The organism is Curvivirga aplysinae (genome assembly GCF_009711445.1).
GTDB classification, from domain to species: Bacteria; Pseudomonadota; Alphaproteobacteria; order UBA8366; family Aestuariispiraceae; genus Curvivirga; species Curvivirga aplysinae.
Window position 1 is genome coordinate 1 of the sequence record NZ_SMMC01000159.1, and the last position, 22,719, is coordinate 22,719.

At 41.3% G+C, this 22,719-nt stretch carries 26 protein-coding genes; 14 read left to right on the forward strand and 12 right to left on the reverse strand.

Annotation, left to right across the window (positions count from 1 at the left end):
• Positions 1-97: 97 nt before the first annotated feature.
• From E1160_RS06695 to E1160_RS06705, 3 genes are all read right to left on the reverse strand, one after another.
• Positions 98-412 carry an NfeD family protein gene (locus tag E1160_RS06695; RefSeq protein ID WP_155154248.1) on the reverse strand — a complete coding sequence of 105 codons (315 nt, stop codon included), beginning with the start codon at positions 410-412 and terminating at the stop codon, positions 98-100.
• 18 nt (positions 413-430) lie between these two features.
• Complete coding sequence (locus E1160_RS06700) at positions 431-1,369, reverse strand: SPFH domain-containing protein (protein ID WP_155154250.1); 939 nt, start codon at positions 1,367-1,369, stop codon at positions 431-433.
• Between the two features lie 94 nt (positions 1,370-1,463).
• Positions 1,464-2,216 (reverse strand): methyltransferase domain-containing protein, encoded by a 753-nt coding sequence (locus E1160_RS06705; protein WP_235914065.1) that lies wholly within the window; start codon positions 2,214-2,216, stop codon positions 1,464-1,466.
• Positions 2,217-2,294: 78 nt separating this feature from the next.
• Between E1160_RS06705 and gloB the strand changes: the two genes are divergently transcribed.
• From gloB to E1160_RS06730, 5 genes are read left to right on the forward strand one after another with little or no spacing between them, the layout of a single operon-like run.
• Positions 2,295-3,059, forward strand: coding sequence for a hydroxyacylglutathione hydrolase (gloB, locus tag E1160_RS06710; RefSeq protein ID WP_155154252.1), 765 nt, complete (start codon positions 2,295-2,297; stop codon positions 3,057-3,059).
• A 36-nt stretch (positions 3,060-3,095) separates the two neighbouring features.
• Positions 3,096-3,710, forward strand: a complete 615-nt coding sequence (locus tag E1160_RS06715; protein WP_218048755.1) for a glutathione S-transferase family protein — start codon at positions 3,096-3,098, stop codon at positions 3,708-3,710.
• Between the two features lies 1 nt (position 3,711).
• On the forward strand, positions 3,712-4,143 hold the full coding sequence (locus E1160_RS06720) for a cupin domain-containing protein (protein WP_155154255.1): 432 nt from the start codon (positions 3,712-3,714) through the stop codon (positions 4,141-4,143).
• Between the two features lie 37 nt (positions 4,144-4,180).
• Positions 4,181-4,792 carry a pyridoxamine 5'-phosphate oxidase family protein gene (locus E1160_RS06725; protein ID WP_155154256.1) on the forward strand — a complete coding sequence of 204 codons (612 nt, stop codon included), beginning with the start codon at positions 4,181-4,183 and terminating at the stop codon, positions 4,790-4,792.
• A 7-nt stretch (positions 4,793-4,799) separates the two neighbouring features.
• Entirely contained in the window at positions 4,800-5,438 is a 639-nt protein-coding gene (locus E1160_RS06730; RefSeq protein WP_155154257.1) for a hypothetical protein, read from the forward strand.
• A gap of 22 nt (positions 5,439-5,460) precedes the next feature.
• On the opposite strand, the gene E1160_RS06735 is transcribed toward E1160_RS06730, so the two are convergent.
• From E1160_RS06735 to E1160_RS06750, 4 genes are all read right to left on the reverse strand, one after another.
• Positions 5,461-5,730, reverse strand: a complete 270-nt coding sequence (locus E1160_RS06735) for a BolA family protein (RefSeq protein WP_155154259.1) — start codon at positions 5,728-5,730, stop codon at positions 5,461-5,463.
• Between the two features lie 60 nt (positions 5,731-5,790).
• Positions 5,791-6,951, reverse strand: coding sequence for an NnrS family protein (locus E1160_RS06740; protein WP_155154260.1), 1,161 nt, complete (start codon positions 6,949-6,951; stop codon positions 5,791-5,793).
• 90 nt (positions 6,952-7,041) lie between these two features.
• Positions 7,042-7,602, reverse strand: coding sequence for an HNH endonuclease (locus E1160_RS06745; RefSeq protein WP_155154262.1), 561 nt, complete (start codon positions 7,600-7,602; stop codon positions 7,042-7,044).
• Positions 7,603-7,754: 152 nt separating this feature from the next.
• Entirely contained in the window at positions 7,755-8,408 is a 654-nt protein-coding gene (locus E1160_RS06750; RefSeq protein ID WP_155154264.1) for a DNA-3-methyladenine glycosylase family protein, read from the reverse strand.
• Between the two features lie 63 nt (positions 8,409-8,471).
• Here E1160_RS06750 and gluQRS point away from each other — a divergent pair, with 63 nt between their 5' ends.
• From gluQRS to asnB, 5 genes are all read left to right on the forward strand, one after another.
• Positions 8,472-9,335: a tRNA glutamyl-Q(34) synthetase GluQRS gene (gene gluQRS, locus E1160_RS06755; protein WP_155154290.1), complete on the forward strand. Its 864-nt coding sequence runs from the start codon at positions 8,472-8,474 to the stop codon at positions 9,333-9,335.
• On the forward strand, positions 9,335-9,724 hold the full coding sequence (locus tag E1160_RS06760; RefSeq protein WP_155154266.1) for a GtrA family protein: 390 nt from the start codon (positions 9,335-9,337) through the stop codon (positions 9,722-9,724). The genes gluQRS and E1160_RS06760 overlap by 1 nt, the downstream gene beginning before the upstream one ends.
• Before the next feature lie 65 nt (positions 9,725-9,789).
• Positions 9,790-11,286 carry a hypothetical protein gene (locus E1160_RS06765; RefSeq protein WP_155154268.1) on the forward strand — a complete coding sequence of 499 codons (1,497 nt, stop codon included), beginning with the start codon at positions 9,790-9,792 and terminating at the stop codon, positions 11,284-11,286.
• A 17-nt stretch (positions 11,287-11,303) separates the two neighbouring features.
• Positions 11,304-12,284, forward strand: coding sequence for a glycosyltransferase family 2 protein (locus E1160_RS06770; protein WP_155154269.1), 981 nt, complete (start codon positions 11,304-11,306; stop codon positions 12,282-12,284).
• Positions 12,284-14,146 (forward strand): asparagine synthase (glutamine-hydrolyzing), encoded by a 1,863-nt coding sequence (gene asnB / locus E1160_RS06775; RefSeq protein ID WP_155154271.1) that lies wholly within the window; start codon positions 12,284-12,286, stop codon positions 14,144-14,146. The genes E1160_RS06770 and asnB overlap by 1 nt, the downstream gene beginning before the upstream one ends.
• Here the strand turns inward: asnB and E1160_RS06780 are convergent.
• Positions 14,143-15,561, reverse strand: coding sequence for a hypothetical protein (locus tag E1160_RS06780; protein ID WP_218048756.1), 1,419 nt, complete (start codon positions 15,559-15,561; stop codon positions 14,143-14,145). The two genes, asnB and E1160_RS06780, sit on opposite strands and share 4 nt — an antisense overlap.
• A gap of 6 nt (positions 15,562-15,567) precedes the next feature.
• On the reverse strand, positions 15,568-16,521 hold the full coding sequence (locus E1160_RS06785) for a glycosyltransferase family 2 protein (RefSeq protein WP_155154274.1): 954 nt from the start codon (positions 16,519-16,521) through the stop codon (positions 15,568-15,570).
• A gap of 69 nt (positions 16,522-16,590) precedes the next feature.
• Here E1160_RS06785 and E1160_RS06790 point away from each other — a divergent pair, with 69 nt between their 5' ends.
• Positions 16,591-16,746, forward strand: a complete 156-nt coding sequence (locus tag E1160_RS06790; RefSeq protein WP_155154275.1) for a GtrA family protein — start codon at positions 16,591-16,593, stop codon at positions 16,744-16,746.
• Positions 16,747-16,856: 110 nt separating this feature from the next.
• On the opposite strand, the gene E1160_RS06795 is transcribed toward E1160_RS06790, so the two are convergent.
• The 3 genes from E1160_RS06795 to E1160_RS06805 all read right to left on the reverse strand — a co-directional run bounded on the left by E1160_RS06795 (position 16,857) and on the right by E1160_RS06805 (position 20,691).
• The gene (locus E1160_RS06795; RefSeq protein WP_155154277.1) at positions 16,857-17,678 is read right to left on the reverse strand and encodes a class I SAM-dependent methyltransferase; all 822 of its coding nucleotides are present in this window, start codon (positions 17,676-17,678) and stop codon (positions 16,857-16,859) included.
• Between the two features lie 92 nt (positions 17,679-17,770).
• Positions 17,771-19,594, reverse strand: coding sequence for a translational GTPase TypA (gene typA, locus E1160_RS06800; RefSeq protein WP_155154279.1), 1,824 nt, complete (start codon positions 19,592-19,594; stop codon positions 17,771-17,773).
• Positions 19,595-19,683: 89 nt separating this feature from the next.
• On the reverse strand, positions 19,684-20,691 hold the full coding sequence (locus E1160_RS06805; RefSeq protein WP_155154281.1) for an adenosine kinase: 1,008 nt from the start codon (positions 20,689-20,691) through the stop codon (positions 19,684-19,686).
• Positions 20,692-20,852: 161 nt separating this feature from the next.
• Here E1160_RS06805 and pyrF point away from each other — a divergent pair, with 161 nt between their 5' ends.
• From pyrF to E1160_RS06820, 3 genes are all read left to right on the forward strand, one after another.
• The gene (gene pyrF, locus E1160_RS06810) at positions 20,853-21,617 is read left to right on the forward strand and encodes an orotidine-5'-phosphate decarboxylase (protein WP_155154283.1); all 765 of its coding nucleotides are present in this window, start codon (positions 20,853-20,855) and stop codon (positions 21,615-21,617) included.
• A 16-nt stretch (positions 21,618-21,633) separates the two neighbouring features.
• On the forward strand, positions 21,634-22,323 hold the full coding sequence (locus E1160_RS06815) for a hypothetical protein (RefSeq protein WP_155154284.1): 690 nt from the start codon (positions 21,634-21,636) through the stop codon (positions 22,321-22,323).
• Position 22,324: 1 nt separating this feature from the next.
• A partial coding sequence (locus tag E1160_RS06820) for a hypothetical protein (protein WP_155154286.1) occupies positions 22,325-22,719 on the forward strand: 395 nt, incomplete at its 3' end.

Here is a 22,719-nt window from a genome sequence, read left to right on the forward strand (position 1 = left end):
GCGACAATAAATGTGGATTTTGAGACAGATTTGGGATTAGGCGCATATTTACCTAATCCCAATGGCGATATTTCATCATAATTTGAATTTTATGGTGTTAATAATCGTTAATGTCCGGTTGTTCCTTTTTATTCTTTTGCCATACAAATCGGATCAGAATAACTGAAATAACAGAAAGAATGGCAAAGAAAAAACCGACTTCATGCCAATCATTCAGAAGGACTGTTTCTTCGCCAAACCATCCATTTTTTTGCGCATAAACCACAGCACTTACAATCAAGGCTGCTGCACCGACAGGCAAAACGAAGAAATCATATCCAAGAAAGATATCTGCCATAACCAACAAGATACCAAGAATAAGCCAGATTTCCGGTTTAAAGGCGAGGGCAGAGATATGTAGATAGGTTTCCATAGTAACTCTTTCTATCGCTTATTTTTTATCACCGCTGAAGCTATCTAATAAAACCTGTAAGGACCCCAATGTCTGGGTGACATCTGTCGGAACAATAACTGTCTTACTGTTATTGGCCGATGCCATATTACCGATAGCTTCAACCTGACGTTTCATAATTTCATAATTGATCGCAGGCTGTCCATTATCGGCAATGGCCGCTGCAACAAGTCGGGTTTGTTCTGCATTGGCCTTTGCTTCAATTTCAATGGAATAGGCATCCGCATCGGCTTTTACGCGGATTGCATCGGCTTCTTTTTGTGCTTCATAAAGTTTTGCATCTGCAGCAAGTTCAACGGAACGTTTTTCGCCTTCTGCACGGGCGATAGAGGCCCGACGTTCGCGTTCTGCATTTAACTGCTGACGTTGCGCTGCTTTGGTTTGCTCATCCACAATCACATCGGTGATTTCTGTGCGGGTGATCTCAATACCCCAGATTTCTGCTGCTTCCTGCAGATTGGTTGCGATTTCGCTATTCATGGATTCACGGGAAGACTGTAATTCATCTAATTCCAATTTACCTGCAGCGGAACGCACGATGGATGTTGCCGCAGTAAAAATCGCCTGATTGATATCCGCGATACGATAAACAGACGCTGCGGTATCAACTATACGGAAGAAAACGGTCGCTTCTAATTGGACTTCCACATTGTCGCGCGTGATGACGGATATATTAAATTCAGGTAGTTGGCGTTCTAGGATAGATACCTTGAAGGCAACATTGTCCAGAAACGGCACAATGAAATGTAGGCCTGCAGAAAGAGTTTGGGTGTATTTTCCAAAACGTTCAATCACATAATTTCTGGATTGAGGGACGACAATCACCCCTTTTTTTACAACAATAAGTGCGAGAACAATTATTAGAATCGTAATAATTGAGGACAGTCCTAACTCGAAGCCAAGTAAAGATGTATTCATTTTTTGCAGCCTTTTGGGAAGTTAAAATCTTATTTAAATTAATATATGAATCTCTAGTTATTTCAAAGAGTAATACCTCTGCGTAAAACTTCTATTAAGGGCCAGATCCACTTTCTCGTATCGCACTTGGTACAACAACTAAACGTCGTTTTGTAACGCGACGTGCAGGTGTTGCCGCATAGATTTGCTTTCTTGCTTCAACCATGACCACCCCACCCATACGTGGTAACCATTGACGCCCCATTCTTTCCCAGACCGGGGCGGAATGTAAGAGAATACCACTATGTGATGGCGGCATATATAGCGCACGCGCTTCTTGTTGCGGATCAAACTGTGTTTCTTTTAATAGGAGTTTGAGTTGTTGAACTGAATAGGGTTTACCCATGCCAAAGGGGGATATATCCCGCCTTGCCCATAATCCACGACGTGACGGCGCAACAATCAGCATCCGCCCATTTCCAGCAAGCACTCGCCAAGCCTCCCGCATCATCTGTTGTACATGTTCGGCATTTTCTAAGGCATGTACCAGTAAAAGACGATCGACGGAATAATCATCAAACGGCAGGGCGGCTTCGTCGGATAATGCAACACGATTGGCTTTTTCTCGGGGCCAGTGGGTGACGCCTTGTTGGGCAGGCATAATCGCTAATGTGCGATCGGCCTCTTTTTCAAATTGTTTTAAATAGGGGGTGGCATAACCAAGTCCCACAATGGTTTGGCCGGCAACATCAGGCCAAATTTGACGCACTTGTTGCTTGATAAAATGGCGCGCCACTTTACCTAGTTGAGAACGATAAAATCCGTTTAAATCGACAACATCTAACCACATAAAAGATAGATAACACATAAATGTGTCATGGCTTCAATAGAATTTGCATGATATGAAAAGAAAAATAATTTTTCTGTAAATCAGGATGAAAATGAAATGTTGGAAATCGTACAAATCCCAGTATGGGATGACAATTACATTTATCTTGTACATGAACCAAATAGTAAGAAAACAGCCGTCGTTGATCCGGCGGAAGCAAAACCTGTTTTGGATGAAGCCAATAAGCGTGGTTGGCAAATTACACATATATTGAATACCCACCATCATTTTGATCATGTTGGCGGGAATGAAGATATTCAAAAGGCAACAGGTGCAATTGTGGCTGGCGCAGCGAATGATACACGACGGATTCCTGGGATTTCTATCACCTTAGCTGATGGGGATGAGTTTGAGTTTGGGCAGAGTAAGGCCAAAATCTTTGATACACCGGGACATACAAAAGGGCATATAGCCTATTGGTTTGAAGATAGTCAGGCGCTTTTCTGTGGCGATACTTTATTCGCGCTTGGATGTGGTCGATTGTTTGAAGGCAGTCCGGAACAGATGTGGGATAGTTTATTGAAGTTGCGAAATCTTCCTACGGATACAAATGTTTATTGTGCCCACGAATATACGTCTGCCAATGCTGATTTTGCGATTACGATTGAACCAAAAAATGAGGACCTGAAAAAACGAGTCGAAAAAATTAAGCAGATGCGTGATCTTGATATGCCGACAGTTCCGTCTAAATTGAAAGAGGAAGTAAAAACAAACCCTTTCTTGCGCGCAGATGATGCAGATATCGCCGCTTTCCTGAAATTAGACGGGGAAGATCCAGCGACAGTCTTTGCAGAAATTCGTCGTCGCAAAGATAAGTTTTAATTAATTTCGATTTGGAAATGAATAGGAATGGCTGCAATGAAACTGTTTTCTTTTCCCACTTCTCCTTATGGGCGTAAAGTGATGCTCATGGCTTTGGAGCTAGGTTTAGAAGATCAATTGGATCAACAAGTAATTCCGGTGTTTAAGTCAGAAGAATATCGTAAAATCAACCCTTTAGGGCGTATTCCGGCATTGCAACCGACAGAAGGCGAAGAAGTTCTTTTTGATTCTTTTGTGGTATGTGACTATCTGGATAATCTGCATGATCAGGACCCGTTTATCCCCAAAGATGGTAAGTCCCGATATGAAGTATTACGTCTTCATGCGTTGGCGAATGGTATCACGGATGCCGCATTAAATTTACGGGCACAAATTATGCGCAATGCAGAACTGGAAGCCGACTTGCCGGAAGATTGGTATATTGACCGTCAAAAAGCAGCTATTAATGCAGGTCTAGATGAACTTGAAAAATCATTGGATCAGCTATCGGGTAATCTTAATTTAGGTGTAATTGCAACTGCGGCCATGCTTGGTTATTTGGATTTTCGTTTGCCTCATCTTCAATGGCGTGACGGGCGTGACAAATTGGCTGCGTGGTTTACGGAATTTGAAAAAAGACCTTCTATGCAAGCAACTATTCCGGCAGATTAACATGACCCCAAAAGATATTATTGAAAAATTAAAGATGCAGCCACATCCCGAAGGTGGATGGTATGCGGAAACATATAGAGAACAGCCAAAAGATGGTGGACGTGGTGCATCTACTTGCATTTATTATCTCTTGGAAAAAGGCCAATCATCTCATTGGCATAAGGTGACGGATGCGGATGAAGTTTGGCATTGGTATGCAGGCGAGGCTTTGCTATTGAGTTTATCGAAAGATGGACAGGATGTTTCTGACATCGTCTTGGGGCCTGATCTGTTAAATGGGCAGCAGCCTCAAGGCATTGTGCCTGCTGATGTATGGCAGGCAGCAAAACCTTTGGGTGAGTGGGTGTTGGTCGGATGTACCGTCGCACCGGCTTTTGACTTTAATAGTTTTGTGATGGCGCCCGATGATTGGGCACCGGGCAAAGATTTATAATTATTTCGATATTGTAATGATGGGTTGGAAAAGATAAATGGCTAAAATAGATACGGTAGAAGGCTTGTTGAATCTATATGGTGAGGCAAGTCAGGTTTCCACGATGAAACAACTGGCTTATCTAGATGAGCATTGTGCAAAATTTATCTCTCTATCCCCTTTTGTGGTGATGGGAACATCTGCGAAGGAAGGGCTTGGGGATGTTTCACCCCGCGGAGACCAACCCGGTTTTGTGAAGATTTTAGATAGTGAAACTATTATTCTACCAGATCGTCCCGGTAATCGTCGTTTGGATAATTTACGCAATATTATTGAAAATCCAGTGGTTTCATTTTTATTCCTTATTCCGGGTGTTGATGAAACATTGAGGATTAATGGTATAGCTGAAATCAGAGATGACGCAGATTTACGAGAGCTTTGTGCTGTAGACGGCAAATTGCCCGTCACGGTTTTAAAGGTTTCTGTCAAAGAAGCGTATCTACATTGTCCAAAGGCTTTTATGCGATCTGGTCTATGGGATCCAGCTTCCCAAATTATTCGCTCAGAATTGCCAACATTAGGTAAAATGATCAAGGATCAAACCAATGGGGAAGCCCCGGTACAACCGCATGATGAAATGATTGCGCGATTTAAATCTCAGCTATATTAGAGGTTGAATGGGAATTTTTCAGGAACTTTCATCTGCATTATCACAGGTCGGGCTTATCATTCGTGGAGGTTTCCATGAAGATGGCGCAACCCTTTATTTGGTAGGGCATGGCGGAAGCAGTTTTTGGAAAAGTTTTTCATCTAGCGAATTTATTGATCAAGAGGATAATCCTCTTGATAGCTGGTCCAAGCAGGTGATTGGTGAAATTGCATTTGCATTGGAGGGGGAGGCGATCTATCCGTCTGATGGTCCACCTTATGCGCCTTTTCAACAATGGGTTCGAAAAGCAGAAGGACTGTTACAATCCCCTCTTGGCATGATGATCCATCCTCAATTTGGTTTATGGCATGCCTATCGGGGAGCAATTTGTTTTGAAGGTAAGCATGAACTACCTGATAAATCAGAAGTCAGTGATATCTGTGGTTCATGCATGGATAAACCGTGTTTAAATACTTGTCCTGTCGATGCATTTTCAATGGATGGGTATGATGTGCCTGTTTGTGCCGCACATATAAAATCATCAGATACAAAAGACTGTATGTCAAAAGGGTGTTTTGCCCGTCGGAATTGTCCAAACGGGCAAGAGTATATCTATCAATCAGATCATGCGAATTTTCATATGAAGGCATTTCAGAAAAATCATTGATTTGTCGAAATGATATGTAAGTTTAAACTTCTGACGGGGATTTTACACTTAATGCCATGGCATGGACAGGGCCGTCTAATTCATCTTTTAGCACTTGGTAAACTTCGCGTTGGCGGGCAACACGATTTTTACCTTCAAAAGCATTTGCGACAATATGGATATGGAAGTGGCTTTCGCCTGTGCCCGGATCACCTGCATGGCCAGCATGCATATGAGATTGGTTTTCGATTTCAATACTTTGTGGGTTAAAGGCTGCCTTTAATTTTTCTTCCATTACAGCTTCGATTGACATTAAAAAAATCCTTTATCACATTTATTTTAATTCAATGGTAAAGATGGCTCGTTTCTCATCCTATTTCAATAAGTAACGTCCATATTTTAAAAGGAAAAGTAAAAAGGCGCTGGACCAGAAAGTTGCGGAAATTGAGATCGCATGACCGTATCCTGTCTCCATAAAGGGGGCATATATCCGCATACCTGCGCCAAGATTAATCAACAGATAGATTATCAATGTCATTTTATCGGCATGCAAGGGACGCCCTGTATGTCCTAGGCAGACCCGGGTCATAACGGCCATAATCATCACGCCGATCGTACCTGATGTAATGGCATGCAAAGCTGTGTCAAAGGATAGCATTTCTGGATCCAAGCCAGCATAGGCAATGGCAATCAACCCCACAGGTAGCCAGAAATAGGCGAGATGCAGAACAGTAACTAGGGGCTCTTTAGTCGTTTTCCAACCTTTCCATCGATAAAGGCGAATAAAATGTAGAATTGCGGTTGCGATTAATAAGAATGCAGAAATTATTTCTTCAGGCGAAATGAGCCAGAATAGCAAGCTAACGACTAAAGAGAAAACGGCGATTTTATCGAATAAATCAAAGATGGGTAAATTCAAGGGCATTCCTGATTTCTTTGACCAGTTATTCGTAAATGCCGGAATAATACGTCCAGCAATGAGTGCGATTAATAATATCGCTAAAATGATACCCATATATAGAGAGATTGACGGGTTACCATCAGTTAAATATAGCCAATGCCAGCTGATATTCCCGATAGCAAAAAGAGTAATCATTATCCCGACGGGTGCGTTTCTTTTGTTGTTTGTTGCAATAATCTCACGCCATACGATTAAAGAAAAAATGACAGAATAGGATATATCTATGACTGCCACCACATCCTCAGGTATATGATTTGACAAGATAAATGCCACTCTGCCTGCAATCCAGACTAAGGAAAGTAAGGCGAGTTTCGTGCCGTTTAGGGGAGGTCGACCTGTCCAGTTCGGGATCGCAGTTAACAGAAAACCGCTAATTATTGCGATTACGAAACCATATATCATCTCATGTCCATGATAGGCAAATGGACCATAACTTGTTTCAAATAATGAATGACCTAGAAGATCAAGCGTTAGTAACAAAGGTAGCGCAAAGGCAACTAAGGATCCCAATATGAAAAAAGGGCGAAAACCATAGCTTAGAAATGCGGGTAACGCTGTAGGATCATCAGACATGATAAACCTCTCAGTATATGAGGTAAAAGAATCTGATAGGCATCTTATATCGATTGTAACGGGATGGAAAACCCCAAATTTAAGTAGGGTTTATTGATGCAATTCTGCATCCCAATAAAGAAAATCGGCCCAGCTTTCATGCAGGAAGTTTGGTGGAAAAGCGCGTCCGGCTTCCTGTAATTCCCAGCTATCCGGGGCACGTGGTGTGCGTAGAAGCGGCATATGAGCTTCTTTCGGTGTAAGGCCACCTTTTTTTGAGTTACATGGGCTGCAAGAAGCGACAATATTTTCCCAAGTGGTACGACCACCTTGTCGACGTGGGATGACATGATCAAAGGTGAGTTGATGAGCAGGAAAATGATCGCCACAATATTGGCAGGTTAGTTTATCACGTAAGAAGACATTAAAACGCGTAAAAGCCGGCGTGTGGGCCGGCTTTACATAATCTTTTAGGGAAATAACGGATGGTAATTGCATGGTGAAACTGGGGCTATGTATTTCCGTTGAATATTCAGCAACGATATTCACCCTGTCTGTTAACACTGCTTTTACAGCTTCCTGCCATGACCAAAGTGACAATGGGAAATAGCTCAAAGGCCTGAAATCCGCATTGAGGACTAAAGCTGGGGATGCCTGTAAGGCAACTGACATTCTCATTCTCCCGTTTTAGATGTCTGTTAGCTAATAATCAGTTTACACAAGTTATCCACAAGCCACAACATATTGTGTGGATAACTTTATAATTAACTGATTATTGTGACAAATATATGAATGATTTGAGGGATGTTGAGTTGCAGTGCAAGTTACATGTCACCGTCGGCATCTCTTGGCGCGCCTTTGTAATAATGCCAAAGGAACAGGGCGCCAACACCACGCCAAGGGGTCCATGCTTTAACCAATTCTCGACTTTGTTTGCCGCTTGGTCGGTCTTTCAATCCTTTTAATCGCCGAAGTGCTTCTTGTAAGGCGAGGTCATCGGCTGGAAATACATCGGGTCGGTTCAATGAAAACATTGCATATATTTCGGCGGTCCATTTCCCGATACCTCGTAAAGAACTCAATGTTTTAATAACATCATCATCGCTTAAGTCGCAGAGTGTTTTATAGTTTAATGCACCAGAGAGTTCTGCTTCAGCAATCCCGCGAAGATATTCAATTTTACGAATGGATAATCCCGCTTCTCTTAGGGTATCGAATTCAATCTCTAAAAATGCATTGGATGTTACTCCCTTAGGCATAAGGGCATCTACACGATCCAAAATAGCCTTGGCGGCATGGATGGAAATTTGCTGACTTCCCACACTGTTTAAAAGCGCTGGAAAACCGTCAGGGCGAATACGTGGCGCTGGATAAGGGTTTTCCATTATCGCCATTCCTTTTTTTACATCAGGATCAGCTTTGGCGATTTCATGTAAGGCATGTTTAATGACGGGTTCATCAATGACAGGATAATTCATGGAAAACTCATGGGCGTGTTTTATTTGACAGGGACCCGAAGCTTGGGTAGCGCTATGGACATGATGACTGATTTTCCTATTCCCGTCACCCGATTTGCGCCAAGTCCTTCCGGTTATTTACATCTTGGGCATGCTTATTCAGCTTTGCTGGCCTATAGAGAGGCGCAAAAACAGAAAGGTGTGTTTTTATTGCGTATCGAAGACATTGATATCACGCGATGTAAAGACGAATATATAGATGGAATTTATGAAGATTTGAAGTGGTTAGGGTTGGAATGGCCGGAACCTGTTTTACGTCAATCAGAACATTTTGAACGTTATGATCAATTCCTCCATGTTTTGGAAGAAGCAGATCTGGTTTATCCCTGTTTTTGCACACGCAAGGAAATTCAGGCAGAAATTGCAAAAAGCCCATCGGCGCCGCATGGACCAGATGGCGCCTTATATCCGGGCACATGCAAATATCTTGATCATGCAGAAAGAAAAGCGCGTGTTGAGCGCGGTGACAGTCATGCCTGGCGTATCCATATGGATAAAGCTGTTAAGCTTGCAGGATCTTTAACTTTCAAAGATCGTATACATGGAGAAGTGAAGGTAGAACCGGAAACATGTGGCGATGTGGTTCTGGCTCGTAAGGATGTGCCTACCAGTTATCACTTATCGGTTGTTATAGATGATGCCTTACAGCATGTTTCACTTGTTGTGCGCGGTGAAGACCTGTTACATGCCACTCACATTCATCGTATCCTTCAAACTTTGCTTGGTTTTCCGGAACCGGAATATTTGCATCATGAACTACTAACAGATGAAAATGGAAAACGTTTTGCCAAACGAGATAAATCTCTAACCATAAAGGCATTGCGTGAAAACGGTTTAAGTAAGGAAGACGTCATTCGCCGTTTAAATGTAGATATAGAAAAAATCTGATGACAAAACTAATCAAACATTATGGGGCATTTGTTTTGGCAGGTGGAGGTGCTTTTGTAATCAATAGTATTTTATTGTTACTGTTGGTTAATATAATGCGGCTTGACCCCTATCTGAGCCAAGCTTTTGCTGTTGTCTGTGGTATTGTCTATAGTTGGTTCATTAATCGAAAATATACTTTCGCAGTTACCGAAAAGCCAAGTTTTCAAGAGTTTATTAAATATTGTGGGACGATGATTGTCTCAACATTGGTCAATTATTCAATTTATAGCCTATCTATTACTTTCTTTGCGGTATTCTACATGTATCCAGTTTTAGCTTTGATACCAGCAACGGCAATTTCTATGATTGTAAGTTATTTAGGTATGAGATTTCATACTTTTAGATAGTGCTTTTCGCGAAAATCTCTTATGTATGGTTTAATTTCTGGAAGTAAGTAAATAAGGGGATTGGCATGCCAGTGATGAGTAAGGTGCCAGAGTTATTGTTTTATCTAATTATAGCAATCTTAGTTCTGATCCGTGGATATTATTTCATCGAATTTGGCCCGATCTATTCCAATGATAGTGGCGGCTATGAATCTTATGCACTTCTTTTGATGCAACAAACAGAACAGATGTCTTTTTTAGATCTTAACTGGGGGCATGGTTTAGGCACAACGACATTTAGAAGTATTGGATATCCAGCTGTTCTTGCTTTCTTTATGCTGATTTCACCAGATCATTTTGACTGGCTGGTGATTGGTTTACAGACACTATTATCATTTTTCTGTGGATCTTTACTGTATAAACTTAGTCTCGCTTTCTTTAAAAACCGCTGGATCTCACTTTTTGTATTTGCTTCTTATATTTTGAGTTTGGGACTGGTTCTAGATCAATCCATCCTGACTGATAGTTTAAGTGCAAGTCTAGTCCTGATAATGATTTGCTATGTTGGTATTTGGATTTTAACAGATAAACAATTGAGCTGGTCGCATTTTTTAGGATTAGGCATCTTGATGGCTTTATCCTTCTTCGTGCGTGAAGCTGGGGCTATTCTTCAATATCTGATGTGGCCGATGATATTGATTTTAATTGTTACAAAACATCGTAATTGGAAAACGTCCTTGGGAATGTTTTTGGCTTTCGTTATGCCGATGTTTTTGTCTATTCAGGGATATAAAACATGGAACGAATATCGCACCGGTGAAAGTTTTGTCACGACGGCAGCTCGCACGACTGTGTATTTCCCAGCGTTTGATATGATGAAGCGCGGACATGACCCTTTTACGGGAGATCAATATCTGGATGGTGCGCCTGTCACTCATGAAATGTTACAAAGATTATCACCTAATGAAATTATGGTCTTGGTGAGTGAGTATGTTTATAATAAACACCAGATGAATGCAGTTGATATGGCGCGCTATGGGTATAAATATTATTTCAAACTTTGGCAGCAATTTCCAGCTGATATGTTACGTCAAACCTTTAAAAACATAAGGGTAAAAGCGGGTTTCTTAGCAGTGATGCCAATTGAATCATATATTACACTTAGATATTGGAGCAATTGGGATTTGGATAGTCGGCCATATTCAGGCACCAAAGATATGAAACATAAGGTGTTAAATGAAGGTAGATTTGACTTAGCCTTTCTGTATTTGTGCCAGTCCTTATTTAGATTAATTTCTTTCCTCTTTTTTCTAGGATTCACTATTGGGGTACCTATTCTTGTTGTTCGTAGAATGTTACGAGATGGCATTACTCGATTAACGAAAACTGAGAACTTGAAAATATTAACATCTTTGTCATTCTGGGTGATTTTCTGGGGTTATGTTTTTGCGTATGCTTTGGTTCATCTCGAGTTACGCTATTTGTTGCCAGTCGTCCCAATTGGCATGATTGCTGGAATTTATAGTTGGTCTGAGGCACGGAATTACATGAGAATGCGCAAACTTCAGAAAATGGCAGACTAATGAAAAAGGGTTCTGAAATGGCAAAACAAATAACTGGTTTGGATTTATCAGTCATCGTACCGTTTTATAATGAAGAGGGTAATATCAAGCCATTATACGAAGAAATAAAAGAAGTTCTCATTTCCACGGGTAAAAGTTATGAGATGGTATTCGTGAATGATGGCTCTAAAGATAAGACCCTTGAACGCGCCATCGAGATTGCTGAGTCTGATCCAACTGTTCATGTGATCGACTTGCTGAGGAATTCTGGACAAACGGCAGCTCTTATGGCTGGTTTGGATCAAACATGTGGTGATGTGATTATTTCTATGGATGGTGATGGTCAAAATGACCCAAAAGGCATTGTTAAACTTTTAGAAGAGTTAGAGAAGGGGTACAGTGTTGTGTCTGGTTGGCGTAAGGATCGTCAAGATAAAGAAATCTCACGGAAACTTCCAAGTCGTATTGCTAATAAGTTGATTTCAAAGGTGTCCGGCGTTCATTTGCATGACTATGGTTGTGCATTAAAAGCTTATAAACGCGAAGTCGTTGAGCAAGTAAGACTATATGGTGAGATGCACAGATTTGTACCTATTTATACAGTATGGCAAGGTGGGAAAATATCTGAAGTCCCTGTGAACCATCGTGCGCGTGTTCATGGTGAATCTAAATATGGATTGAATAGAATTTTCAAGGTTCTGCTGGACTTATTGCTGGTTATGTTTATGGAACGATACATGACCAAGCCTATTTATGTTTTTGGTGGTGTTGGATTTTTATCTCTGGCTTTATCAGTTCTAACGGCGATTTGGGCAATTTTCTTGAAAATATTTGATGGAAAGTCGTTTGTTGAAACACCATTGCCCATACTTGTAGGTACCTTCTTTACCACAGGAATTTTGTGCATATTAATGGGCTTGTTAGCAGAGTTGATGATGCGAACTTATTTTGAAGCACAGGATAAAAAAACCTACCAAATTAAAGGGCATTATAACTTTAAAGGTTCAAAAATCACCTGATGTGTGGAATCACTGGATTTATTGGTGTAGGCGATCAATCTGATTTGTTGCAGATGATGACCGCTATTCGTCATAGAGGACCTGATGGCGATGGGATGCATATCGATTTGGATATGGCTGTCTTTCTTGGTCATCTGAGATTATCTATTCTTGATCATGCGGGTGGTAAGCAGCCCATGACAAATTCTTCTCAGACAATATGGGTGACTTATAATGGTGAAATTTATAATCACGAAGAACTTCGAAGAGAGTTGGTCAGCAAGGGTTATCAATTTAAAAGCGATCATTCCGATACAGAGGTTCTTGTCCACGGTTGGCAAGAATGGGGAGAAAGTCTACCTCTTAAGTTAAATGGTATGTTTGCGTTTTGCATCTATGATGTGAAAGCAAAAACAGTTTTTCTATCCCGAGACCGATTTGGCGAAAAACCATTATACTGGGCTTTTCAGGACGGTAACTTTTATTTTGGTTCTGAAATTACTGCTATAGCTGCACATAGTAGATTTAGGCCACAGATTAACCAAAAATCTCTCAAGAAATTTTTTGCATATAACTATATTCCGTCTCCCAACTCAATTCTTGAAAAATGTTGGAAATTGCCTGCTGGGCATTCACTGACCTTTGATTTATCTGCATGTCAGATCAAAGAAAAGTCTTATTGGCAATATAGGAATGAAGTTGATGAGCTGTCACCAAGTATAGAAGAAGCAGCGGAAGAAATTGAAACATTGCTTATAAAGTCAACAAAAAGGCGACTTATGAGTGACGTGCCGCTTGGCGTGTTTTTATCTGGCGGTGTTGATAGTAGTGCTGTTGCTGCTTGTATGACAGAACTTAAACCAGCAAAAGAAGTGCAAAGCTTTTCAATTGGATTCAACGAGAAAAGTTTTGATGAAAGTGCCTATGCGCGTACAATGGCAAACTTCCTCAATCTGCACCATAACGAAAAGATATTAGATTTTGGGCAAGCACAATCTTTAGTGCCTCACGTGCTCTCTAAACTAGATGAGCCTATGGGAGATGGCTCCTTGTTACCGACATATCTCTTATGTGAGTTTGCATCAAAGCAAGTTAAGGTAGCCCTAAGTGGAGATGCAGGAGATGAAATTTTTGCCGGCTATGACCCTTTTAGAGCTTTAAAACCTGCTGGACTATATTGTCAGGTAATACCATCTGGATTGCATAAAGGTATTAAAAGACTGGTAAATCTATTACCACAATCCACCAAGAATATGAGTTTAGATTTTAAGCTCAGACGTGTTTTGATGGGGTTGGACTATTCGCCTGAGATATGGAACCCAGTATGGATGTCTGCTTTGAGCGTCACTGATCTCAAAGAATTATTTCATGAAGAAATATATGTTGAGGAATTATATTCTGAAGCTATTGGCCTATGGCAAGAAAACTCTATAAAGGGTAATGTTGATAAGACACAAGAATATTATGTGAATTATTATTTGCCAGACGACATTTTGACTAAGGTAGATCGTGCTTCCATGTTGAATGGGTTAGAGGCACGTTCAGTATTCCTCGATAATGACTTGGTAGATTTTGCGCGTACACTTCCGATTTCATATAAGTTTGATGGACAAGTAACAAAAAAAGTGCTCAAGCTCGCTCTTTCTCGTATGGTTCCGCAAGATATCCTTGATCGTCCCAAAAAAGGGTTTGGAATTCCTCTGATGGAATGGCTGAAGAATATGGATAATAGTTTAGGAACAACCCATATTTCTGGTTTCTCTCACCAAACCGTGGAACGGTTTCAGCGACAACATCATCATGGAAAGGCGGATTATCGCTTTTTCCTGTGGAATATGATGTTGTTGAAGAATTCACCCATAGTAGGGAATAGCGCCGATTAAGCAGGTATTCTTTTCTCTTTTCGCTTTTTTTTCCATTCATGAATCATAACAAAAAAGAAAACAAGACCCATTGCAAATGCTGGTGCAGCAGTAATCTGATAGCGTGATACATTTAAACTGACCAATGGATAGAAGACTAAGCTAAAGAATGCTGGCGAAAGAACAGCCAATAAAATCATTTGTCTGTTTCTGAAGGCCCAGAAAATTAAAAAGATCATCCCTGGTAATGATAATGGTATAAAAATGTCTCTTAATATTCCTCGATAAAAAAGTGGGATTGTAGTTAATGCATGGGTAACTGGATTGCTCAAAATTTGACGTTTTAGTTCATCAGTCCATTTTTGACGAGCTTCCTCAGGAGATACATTATCTTCTTCTATAAGTCTTTGTACATTCGTTGAAAAATCACCATGTCCTTTTCTGAAGAAGCCATCTGGATTACTTAAATCAAACCTTATCCAATGCTCTTCTGGGATGAATCTTCTCGCAAAACTATCACCACTACCCGGGATCCAATATACGAATGAGGTGAAATATTCAGGTAAAGTCATGTCATGAAAAATATTGCGTGCAGAAAGGGCAATACCTTCACGCATATCTGTTAACTTATAATGACCGCTGATTTCTCCATTCCGGTTAATCCATAAGGCTGGAAGAAGTGCGGAGGTGATAACAAAAACAAGAGCCGGGAGTGTAAATTTCTTTATTTGTACTTTATCGATTTTGAGTGCAATAAGATAGCCTATCAGAATTATGCACGATAAATAAAAGAAATACATAAATATCGCTTTTGTCAAAATTAAGAAACTTAGACTGAATCCAGTGGTTACGGCTAATAGAATTTTCTTTTTATGACTTTTCGTAACTAATGTTTTAGCCGCTAATAAGGTGAAACCGCATACTAATACAAGGGCTAAAGGATCAGAGATAATTTGGTCCATGCTACTTTGCATCTTAATGTTTAACCAAACAGACGATCCCGCTATTGTGGCTAGTTTCAAGGAACTAAAAAAGCTTAAACTCAGCCAAAACACGGCTATGCCAGCAAGCGCAAAAAAGATCCGATTAAGCCACTGAACAGCTTTATAAGGTTGAACGCCGCAACCTTCTTGTGAACGCAAGCAAGTCATTGTAGCTTGTTCTATATCGCCCAGACCAAGACTGTATATTTGAGCCATAACAAAAGGAAATCCTGGCTCTCGACCAATTCCAGGGTTAATATTTTCTTTTTTACCTGCTAGGGATTGTGAATAAATTCCATAAGCGCTCAAGTTATGGGCAGCAGAAATATATTGCATAGAATCATTACGATCAGGGTGAGCCATTTTGGATCGTGCTGCCATTAAGCCAACGCAGATCAAGCTTCCAATTAGGCAGATTAGCCATGCTTTTTGAAATCGTGATAAATCGGGCATCAGTTTTTAGTCTTTTAAGAAAGGAATGGAGAGATAGCTAAGACGTTTAGTTTCTAAGCGCTGTTGAGCAACACTATCTAAAATAAAGCCACAAGCAAGTGCTAGTATTGCTGATACCATGATACCCATCGAAAGAACCGCTGTTGGAAGGCGTTCTACTAATCCTGTTTCTAAATAATTAAAAATGACAGGCGTAGAAATTCCTATAGAAAGTAATGCTAAGATAAGTGCACCAATCGTAAAGAAAGCCATTGGACGATAATCTTTAAATAAGCGAACCATTGTCATTAAGATACGAAAACCATCTTGATAGGTATTCAACTTACTTTCGGTACCTTCTGCGCGTTCATAATAGGGAGTTGCGATTTCGGTGCTTGGTAGACCTAGACTTAAACAATGGATGGTCATTTCTGTTTCAATTTCAAAGCCGCCGGACATGACAGGGAAAGATTTTGCGAAACGACGGGAGAAACCACGATATCCAGATAACATATCTGTAAAGCCGCGTCCAAAAAAGAAACGTGCCAGAGTTGTAAGTAGAATATTGCCAAAAGCATGCCCTTGACGATACGTCATTTCCCCTTCGACAGGTTGACGTGTGCCAACAACCATATCGCAACGATCTTTAACGATCGCATCAACAAGTTTTTGAGCGCTGGCAGCATCATATGTGTCATCGCCATCTGCCATAATGTAGCAATCTGCGTCAATTTCAGAGAAGATACGTCTTACAACATTTCCTTTACCTTGTTGGCGCTCAAAAAGAACGGTCGCACCCGCTTCTTTTGCTTCAGTTACCGTATTATCTTTTGAATTGTTATCAAATACATAAATTTCAGCATATGGCAGCGCCGCCTTAAAGTCAGTTACCACTTTGCCAATAGCGCCTTCCTCGTTATAACAAGGCAGGACTACAGCAATTTTTGCTGCCTGAGTTACAGATGAAACAGCAGATGTCATGATGAACCCCATTTGGTATTTATTGTTGTGATAGTATTAACTAATAATCAATAGAAAGAGCAAGTAATAATGCGTCATGAGATCGTAGGATTCTTAATTGTTGGTGGGGTTGCCTTTTTTATTGATACAGGTTTTCTACAATTCTTTATTTACTTGGGGTTAGGGCCATATTGGGGGCGTGCCATTTCTTTTACAATGGCATTGATTAGCAGTTGGTGGGGATGATTATGCGTTTGTTTTGGCTACTTTCATGCCAGAAACAGATTATCTAGCCTTTGCAATTATTCCTGCCACTGCCATTTCCATGATTTATAATTTTTTGAGTATGAAGTTTTTTATTTTCCGGAATGCTTCTGGAAAATAGAAACAATAATGTCACTTGGACATGCTTGAATAATAGGTAAGCCCATACGAATTCCAAGATATAGAATTTGACCTTTTAACCCTTGATGGGATGTCTTAATCCGTTCTTTCAATCCTTGTGTATGAAGGGCAGGCAATGGGAAATTTTTGCATTTTTGAAGTTTGGTGTATTTCGCAATAAAAGCGTCCAGATTACGTTCATTGAAATATGTTAAATGTGGCGATGGGAAGCCTTTTTGCCATAAACGATTAAAGATTGAAGAAGCACCAAATTTAGCAAGAGTAGCGGAGATCTTAAAAAATAACCCGCCACTATTAGGTAGGTTCAAGATAAGATATCCATCTTCATTCAGATAGTTCTCGCATTGTTTAATTGCGTCTACCGGATCAGGTAAATGTTCAAATACATCGTTAAAAATAATGATATCGAATTGGCGTCCTTGATCTAGAATGTCAGGGAAGAAACCAACTTTCACATCATGACCAGCAGCCTGGGAGAGTTTGGAAACTTCGGAAGGTTCAATGCCGATACATTCGGCGCCTCTTGCTTTGGCTTCATCAAGGAACCAGCCTTCTGCGCACCCAACTTCCAGACAGGATTTACCAGAAAGCGAGGTTAACTCTTCGAATTTATCACTTAAGATTTTGAAGTTGGATCGACGTAATTCTTCAAGTCCTTCGATACCACGGCCTGCGCCAGGTTCAAGTGTAGATCGCCAGAAGTTGCAGTTTGAACATTGATAGGCCCAATCTGATTTGGCATTCATCTTACTATTACAAATTATACAATCCATATTTAAAACCTGTCAGTTGCGCGTGAGGTTAAAAGATTTGCACAATAAAATAAAGGGGCAAAAGCCCCCTTATCTATTATGCCTGTATTGACTTAACCTTCAGCCGCCATTTGGCGTTTTGCGCGTTTACGATCATTTGGATCAAGCAGCGCTTTACGCAGACGGATAAAGTTTGGTGTCACTTCTACACGTTCATCTTGTTGGATATACGAAATAGCTTCTTCGAGAGAGAAGCGAACAGGTGGGGTTAATTTTACCGCATCATCCTTACCGGATGCACGCACGTTGGTAAGTTGTTTACCCTTCAATGGGTTGACGTCCAAATCTTGACCTTTGTTATGTTCACCAATGATCATGCCGCCATAAACTTGGATATTGGCATCGATAAACATTTTACCACGATCTTCAAGGTTAAACAGAGCATATGGTGCTGCTTTACCTTGTTCTTGAGAGATCAACACACCTTCACGGCGGCCAGGGATTGGGCCTTTATATTCTGCGAAACCATGGAACATACGGGATAGGATACCGGAACCGCGTGTGTCAGATAGAAACTCGCTTTGATAACCGATCAAACCACGGGATGGGATGATGAATTTGATACGTGTCTTGCCACCACCAGATGGTGTCATTTCAGTCATCTCACCTTTGCGAAGGCCCATTTTCTCAACCACTACGCCTGTGAATTCATCATCCACATCAACCTGAGCTTCTTCCATTGGCTCCAATGTGGTGCCGTTGTCGTCTTTTTGGAATAACACGCGTGGCGGCCCAACTGTGAGCTCGAAACCTTCACGGCGTAATGTTTCAATCAAGACGCCCAATTGTAATTCACCACGACCAGCAACTTCCAAGGCATCTTTTGCTTCAGAAGGAGTTACGCGGATTGCGATATTCACTTCTGCTTCTTTTTCAAGGCGATCTTGAATCATGCGGGATGTCAATTTATCACCGTCTTGACCTGCCAACGGGCTGTCATTCACGGAAATTGTCATAGACATTGTTGGTGGGCTGATTGGGCGAGAAGGCAATGCTGCTTCAACTTCGGTTGCACAAATTGTGTCTGCCACAGTTGCTTTGGCAAGGCCTGCGATGGAAACAATATCACCTGCAACAGCTTCTTCAATCGGTTCACGTTTCAAGCCACGGAAGGCCAAAATTTTGCTGATACGTACTTGTTCAATGCGCTCGCCATCTGGGCTCAAGGCTTTGATTGTTGTGCCAGGTGTTACTTTACCGGAATAAACACGACCTGTTAGAATACGACCAAGATAAGGGTCGGCATCCAATGTTGTTGCCAACATCGTGAAATCACCATCTTCGTCTACGTCCGGTGTTGGTACATGTTCAACGATTTTTGCAAATAGCGGATGCATGTTTTCACGTGGATCGTTTAAATCTTCAGCAGCCCAACCTTCTTTTGCAGATGCATAAAGAACAGGGAATTCCAATTGTTCCTCTGAAGCATCCAACGCAACAAATAGATCAAACACCTGATCCACAACCCAATCACAACGTGCGTCTGGCTTGTCAGCTTTATTTACAACAACGATTGGTTTTAAGCCAAGTTCCAATGCTTTCATGGTCACAAACTTTGTTTGTGGCATCGGGCCTTCTGCGGCATCTACCAATAATACGACGGAATCAACCATGGATAAGATGCGCTCAACTTCACCACCAAAATCGGCGTGACCCGGTGTATCTACGATGTTGAGACGGTCATTTTCCCATTCAACGGATGTCACCTTTGCAGAAATTGTAATGCCGCGTTCTTTTTCAAGATCACCGGAATCCATAGCGCGTTCTGCAACAGCCGCGTTTTCACGGAAAGTACCTGATTGTTTGAGTAGCTCGTCTACCAATGTGGTTTTACCGTGGTCCACATGGGCGATGATGGCAAGGTTACGAAGTGCCATAGTTTTTATCCTGTCTTTTAAATCCAGAACCAGCTGTTCAGTCAGATAGTTCTTATCAAATTCATATTAAACTTAAATGTCTTAATCGCTTAGCTTGCTTCAGCTACGATAGCAGTCATGTCTTCTTTCACATCACGTTCCAAACGCGCGCCGTAATGAGAGATCACCTCACCTGCCATCATGCTGCCCAGACGTGCGCATGTTTCAAGGCTATGGCCCTGTGTATAGCCATAAAGTGCACCGGCTGCATATTGATCGCCTGCACCTGTTGTATCGATAACATTGTCAACTTTAACGGCTGGTACTGCAAGAATATCATCCGCAGATGCCACAACAGACCCTTTAGACCCGCGTGTTAAGAAAGCCAGTTTACAATCTTTTCTGACCATATCCATGGCTTTGCCAAATGTGTCCACCTCGTACAAAGACATAATTTCATCTTCGTTGGCGAAAAGAATATCTACATGGTTTTTCACCAAATCACGAAATTCAGAACGGAAGCGATCAACACAGAATGGATCAGATAAGCTAAGGCTTACCAAAGTGCCAGTGTCACCTTTATGGGCTGTTTCAGCCGCTTTGATGAAAGCTTGCTTGGCTGTTTCACGGTCATAGAGATAGCCTTCCATATACACCACTTGGGAGCCAGTGATAACAGTTTCATCGATATCTTCTGGGCGAAGGTCGTTCGCAGCGCCAAGATAGGTACACATGGTGCGTTCTGCATCCGGGCTTACCAATACGAGGCATTTACCTGTGGAATAGTCACCTTCATAATCGGTGCTATCAAAAGAAACACCCATGGCTTTTAAATCATGGCGGAAAACTTGACCAAACTGATCGCCTGCCACTTTCCCAATGAAAGCACCTTTACCGCCAAGAGCCGCAAATCCTGCCATGGTGTTACCAGCAGATCCACCGGAGGCTTCCTTACCAGGTGGTAGTTGTTCATAAAGGTTATTGGACTGATCCATGTCCACAAGGTTCATACTACCTTTTGGAAGATTTTGGGCTTCTAAAAAGTTGTCTTCGATTTTGGTAAGAACATCAACAAGGGCATTGCCAATGCCCACAAGATCATATTTGAATTGTGACATGAAATTTGGTCCAAATTTTTGAATATCGCGATATGCGCTGCTCTATAGCGGGTTTGGCTTTCAAATGCAAGTTAGATAGCCATGATATGAGCCTGCAAAGCTTGATTTTTGCCTATGAAACAGGCTAAGTCAGACAAATCAGTTCAGGAAAGGTGACCTTCATGCAAAATAAAGCCAAGCCAAGTAAAGACAGAATTCTTGTGGCCGTTGATACCCCGGATGTGGCACATGCTCAAAAACTTTCCCGTCAATTGCAGGGTCATGTTGGAGGTATAAAATTAGGGTTGGAATTTTTTAATGCCAATGGGCATGCAGGCGTGCGTGATGTTATTCATGGGGATGATGCAACAACGCCGCGCGGTCAGGCGACACCCAATCAGCCTTTATTCCTTGATCTGAAATTCCATGATATTCCGAACACGGTGGCAGGTGCAGTACGATCTGTTGTACCACTTAATCCAAAAATCATTAATGTCCATGCGTCCGGTGGTCCTGAAATGATGCGCCAAGCCATGGCGGCGGCAAAATTTGCGGCAGAACCTTTAGGCATCATGCCGCCCATGTTAATCGCGGTGACAATCCTGACCAGTATGGGTGAAGAAGATGTGGATGCGGTTGGTATGAAAGGCCCTGCATTAGATCAAGTTGTACGCCTTGCAGCACTTACCCAGAAATGTGGTTTGGATGGTGTTGTTTGTTCAGCACGTGAAATTGAAGCTATTCGCAAGGAATGCGGCCCAGATTTCAAATTAATCGTCCCGGGTATTCGTCCTGCTGGTAGCGATAAAGGTGATCAAAAACGCACCATGACCCCGCGTGAAGCCGTTGATGCGGGTGCTGATTATCTAGTCATCGGTCGACCAATTACGCAAGCTTCTGACCCTATCGCAGCTGTAAAAGCAATCGTTGACGAATTGGATGCTTGAAGCCTAGATTTCCTTTATGATGGAAAAAGAGAAAACAAGTTATCTTAAAAGTATTCTAGCCACTTTATGTGTGAACTGGTGGCGTATTCTTATTGTATCAAGCATTCCGATGGCAGGATCTACCTTTGTAGTTCCTAATTTATCAACGTCTGATCTCTGGTTTTCCATTTATACAATCGCGATATCTATATACTTATATATAGCTTCATATATATTGGTATTTGGCTTGAACGCTCGTTTATTTACGCGTCCTGTTTTGTCCAAGATTATCCTTTATTTCTGTTTTGTTGCCACATTCTTTGTCGTTTGTGTCGGTGATTTAAAAGTAGAACTGGCAGAGTATCTATGGGATAAAAAGGTCCATCTGATGTGGTGGTTATCAGTTTGGGTTTTTTTTGAGATGTGGTTTTTAGGAGTTTTGCTAATCCCCTCCACATTGCTTCTCAGAGCTGAGCCAATAGAATTTTCAAGTTTTAAGTTTTTTAACTATTTTAAATATACGCAGGTTTCAATTGTCTTATTCTTGCTATCTGTTTTTCTAGGAATGGGTTTAGGGTATCTAATTGAGTTCATTTTTGTTGAGAATGCGATTTTCTATTTTTCTGTCTCTTTTTCTTTTCAGGCGAGTTTAATAGCTGTTATGCAAGTAACACTTGTTGTGTTGCTTGTGGCTGAAGCTAATGATCGCAGATGTTCAGGTGTTTGAAATGAACTGGCTTTCTATCGCACTGACACCTTTTGATTTAAAGCATATCGAATATTATTTGCGATTTGCGGTTATTCCTGTGACGGTAACGGGTGTCTATCTTGGGGTGGTGGCGGATTGGACGGCAGGGTTTTATCCGGTTGATGGATTTAATTATCATGTTTTGGAGCGTCAGATACTCTTTTTTGTCGCTTATAGCTATTTTCTTTTAAACTGGGCGGCTTATGTGGCCCGATATGTCGGGAAATATGACGGGCCGCGTGCACTTGTGTCTCCATTTATCATTACCATGGGAGTACTTGTTTGTGTTTTTCTTTCAGGAATTGATCAATTAGAACCTTGGGGAAGTTTGTTCACAAATTTTGGTGAGTATGGTGAATATTCATTTATCTATTT

What these genes read in the sequence shown, in the direction of transcription:
- E1160_RS06760 (WP_155154266.1), top strand. Translation starts at nt 9,335, where the DNA reads ATGACAAAACTAATCAAACATTATGGGGCATTTGTTTTGGCAGGTGGA.
- E1160_RS06815 (WP_155154284.1), top strand. Translation starts at nt 21,634, where the DNA reads ATGATGGAAAAAGAGAAAACAAGTTATCTTAAAAGTATTCTAGCCACT.
- E1160_RS06765 (WP_155154268.1), top strand. Translation starts at nt 9,790, where the DNA reads ATGCCAGTGATGAGTAAGGTGCCAGAGTTATTGTTTTATCTAATTATA.
- typA (WP_155154279.1), bottom strand. Translation starts at nt 19,594, where the DNA reads ATGGCACTTCGTAACCTTGCCATCATCGCCCATGTGGACCACGGTAAA.
- gloB (WP_155154252.1), top strand. Translation starts at nt 2,295, where the DNA reads ATGTTGGAAATCGTACAAATCCCAGTATGGGATGACAATTACATTTAT.
- asnB (WP_155154271.1), top strand. Translation starts at nt 12,284, where the DNA reads ATGTGTGGAATCACTGGATTTATTGGTGTAGGCGATCAATCTGATTTG.
- E1160_RS06735 (WP_155154259.1), bottom strand. Translation starts at nt 5,730, where the DNA reads ATGTCAATCGAAGCTGTAATGGAAGAAAAATTAAAGGCAGCCTTTAAC.
- E1160_RS06695 (WP_155154248.1), bottom strand. Translation starts at nt 412, where the DNA reads ATGGAAACCTATCTACATATCTCTGCCCTCGCCTTTAAACCGGAAATC.
- gluQRS (WP_155154290.1), top strand. Translation starts at nt 8,472, where the DNA reads ATGACTGATTTTCCTATTCCCGTCACCCGATTTGCGCCAAGTCCTTCC.
- E1160_RS06740 (WP_155154260.1), bottom strand. Translation starts at nt 6,951, where the DNA reads ATGTCTGATGATCCTACAGCGTTACCCGCATTTCTAAGCTATGGTTTT.
- E1160_RS06745 (WP_155154262.1), bottom strand. Translation starts at nt 7,602, where the DNA reads ATGTCAGTTGCCTTACAGGCATCCCCAGCTTTAGTCCTCAATGCGGAT.
- E1160_RS06750 (WP_155154264.1), bottom strand. Translation starts at nt 8,408, where the DNA reads ATGAATTATCCTGTCATTGATGAACCCGTCATTAAACATGCCTTACAT.
- E1160_RS06700 (WP_155154250.1), bottom strand. Translation starts at nt 1,369, where the DNA reads ATGAATACATCTTTACTTGGCTTCGAGTTAGGACTGTCCTCAATTATT.
- E1160_RS06785 (WP_155154274.1), bottom strand. Translation starts at nt 16,521, where the DNA reads ATGACATCTGCTGTTTCATCTGTAACTCAGGCAGCAAAAATTGCTGTA.
- E1160_RS06790 (WP_155154275.1), top strand. Translation starts at nt 16,591, where the DNA reads ATGCGTCATGAGATCGTAGGATTCTTAATTGTTGGTGGGGTTGCCTTT.
- E1160_RS06715 (WP_218048755.1), top strand. Translation starts at nt 3,096, where the DNA reads ATGAAACTGTTTTCTTTTCCCACTTCTCCTTATGGGCGTAAAGTGATG.
- E1160_RS06770 (WP_155154269.1), top strand. Translation starts at nt 11,304, where the DNA reads ATGGCAAAACAAATAACTGGTTTGGATTTATCAGTCATCGTACCGTTT.
- E1160_RS06730 (WP_155154257.1), top strand. Translation starts at nt 4,800, where the DNA reads ATGGGAATTTTTCAGGAACTTTCATCTGCATTATCACAGGTCGGGCTT.
- E1160_RS06795 (WP_155154277.1), bottom strand. Translation starts at nt 17,678, where the DNA reads ATGGATTGTATAATTTGTAATAGTAAGATGAATGCCAAATCAGATTGG.
- E1160_RS06725 (WP_155154256.1), top strand. Translation starts at nt 4,181, where the DNA reads ATGGCTAAAATAGATACGGTAGAAGGCTTGTTGAATCTATATGGTGAG.
- E1160_RS06780 (WP_218048756.1), bottom strand. Translation starts at nt 15,561, where the DNA reads ATGCCCGATTTATCACGATTTCAAAAAGCATGGCTAATCTGCCTAATT.
- E1160_RS06805 (WP_155154281.1), bottom strand. Translation starts at nt 20,691, where the DNA reads ATGTCACAATTCAAATATGATCTTGTGGGCATTGGCAATGCCCTTGTT.
- E1160_RS06705 (WP_235914065.1), bottom strand. Translation starts at nt 2,216, where the DNA reads ATGTGTTATCTATCTTTTATGTGGTTAGATGTTGTCGATTTAAACGGA.
- E1160_RS06720 (WP_155154255.1), top strand. Translation starts at nt 3,712, where the DNA reads ATGACCCCAAAAGATATTATTGAAAAATTAAAGATGCAGCCACATCCC.
- pyrF (WP_155154283.1), top strand. Translation starts at nt 20,853, where the DNA reads ATGCAAAATAAAGCCAAGCCAAGTAAAGACAGAATTCTTGTGGCCGTT.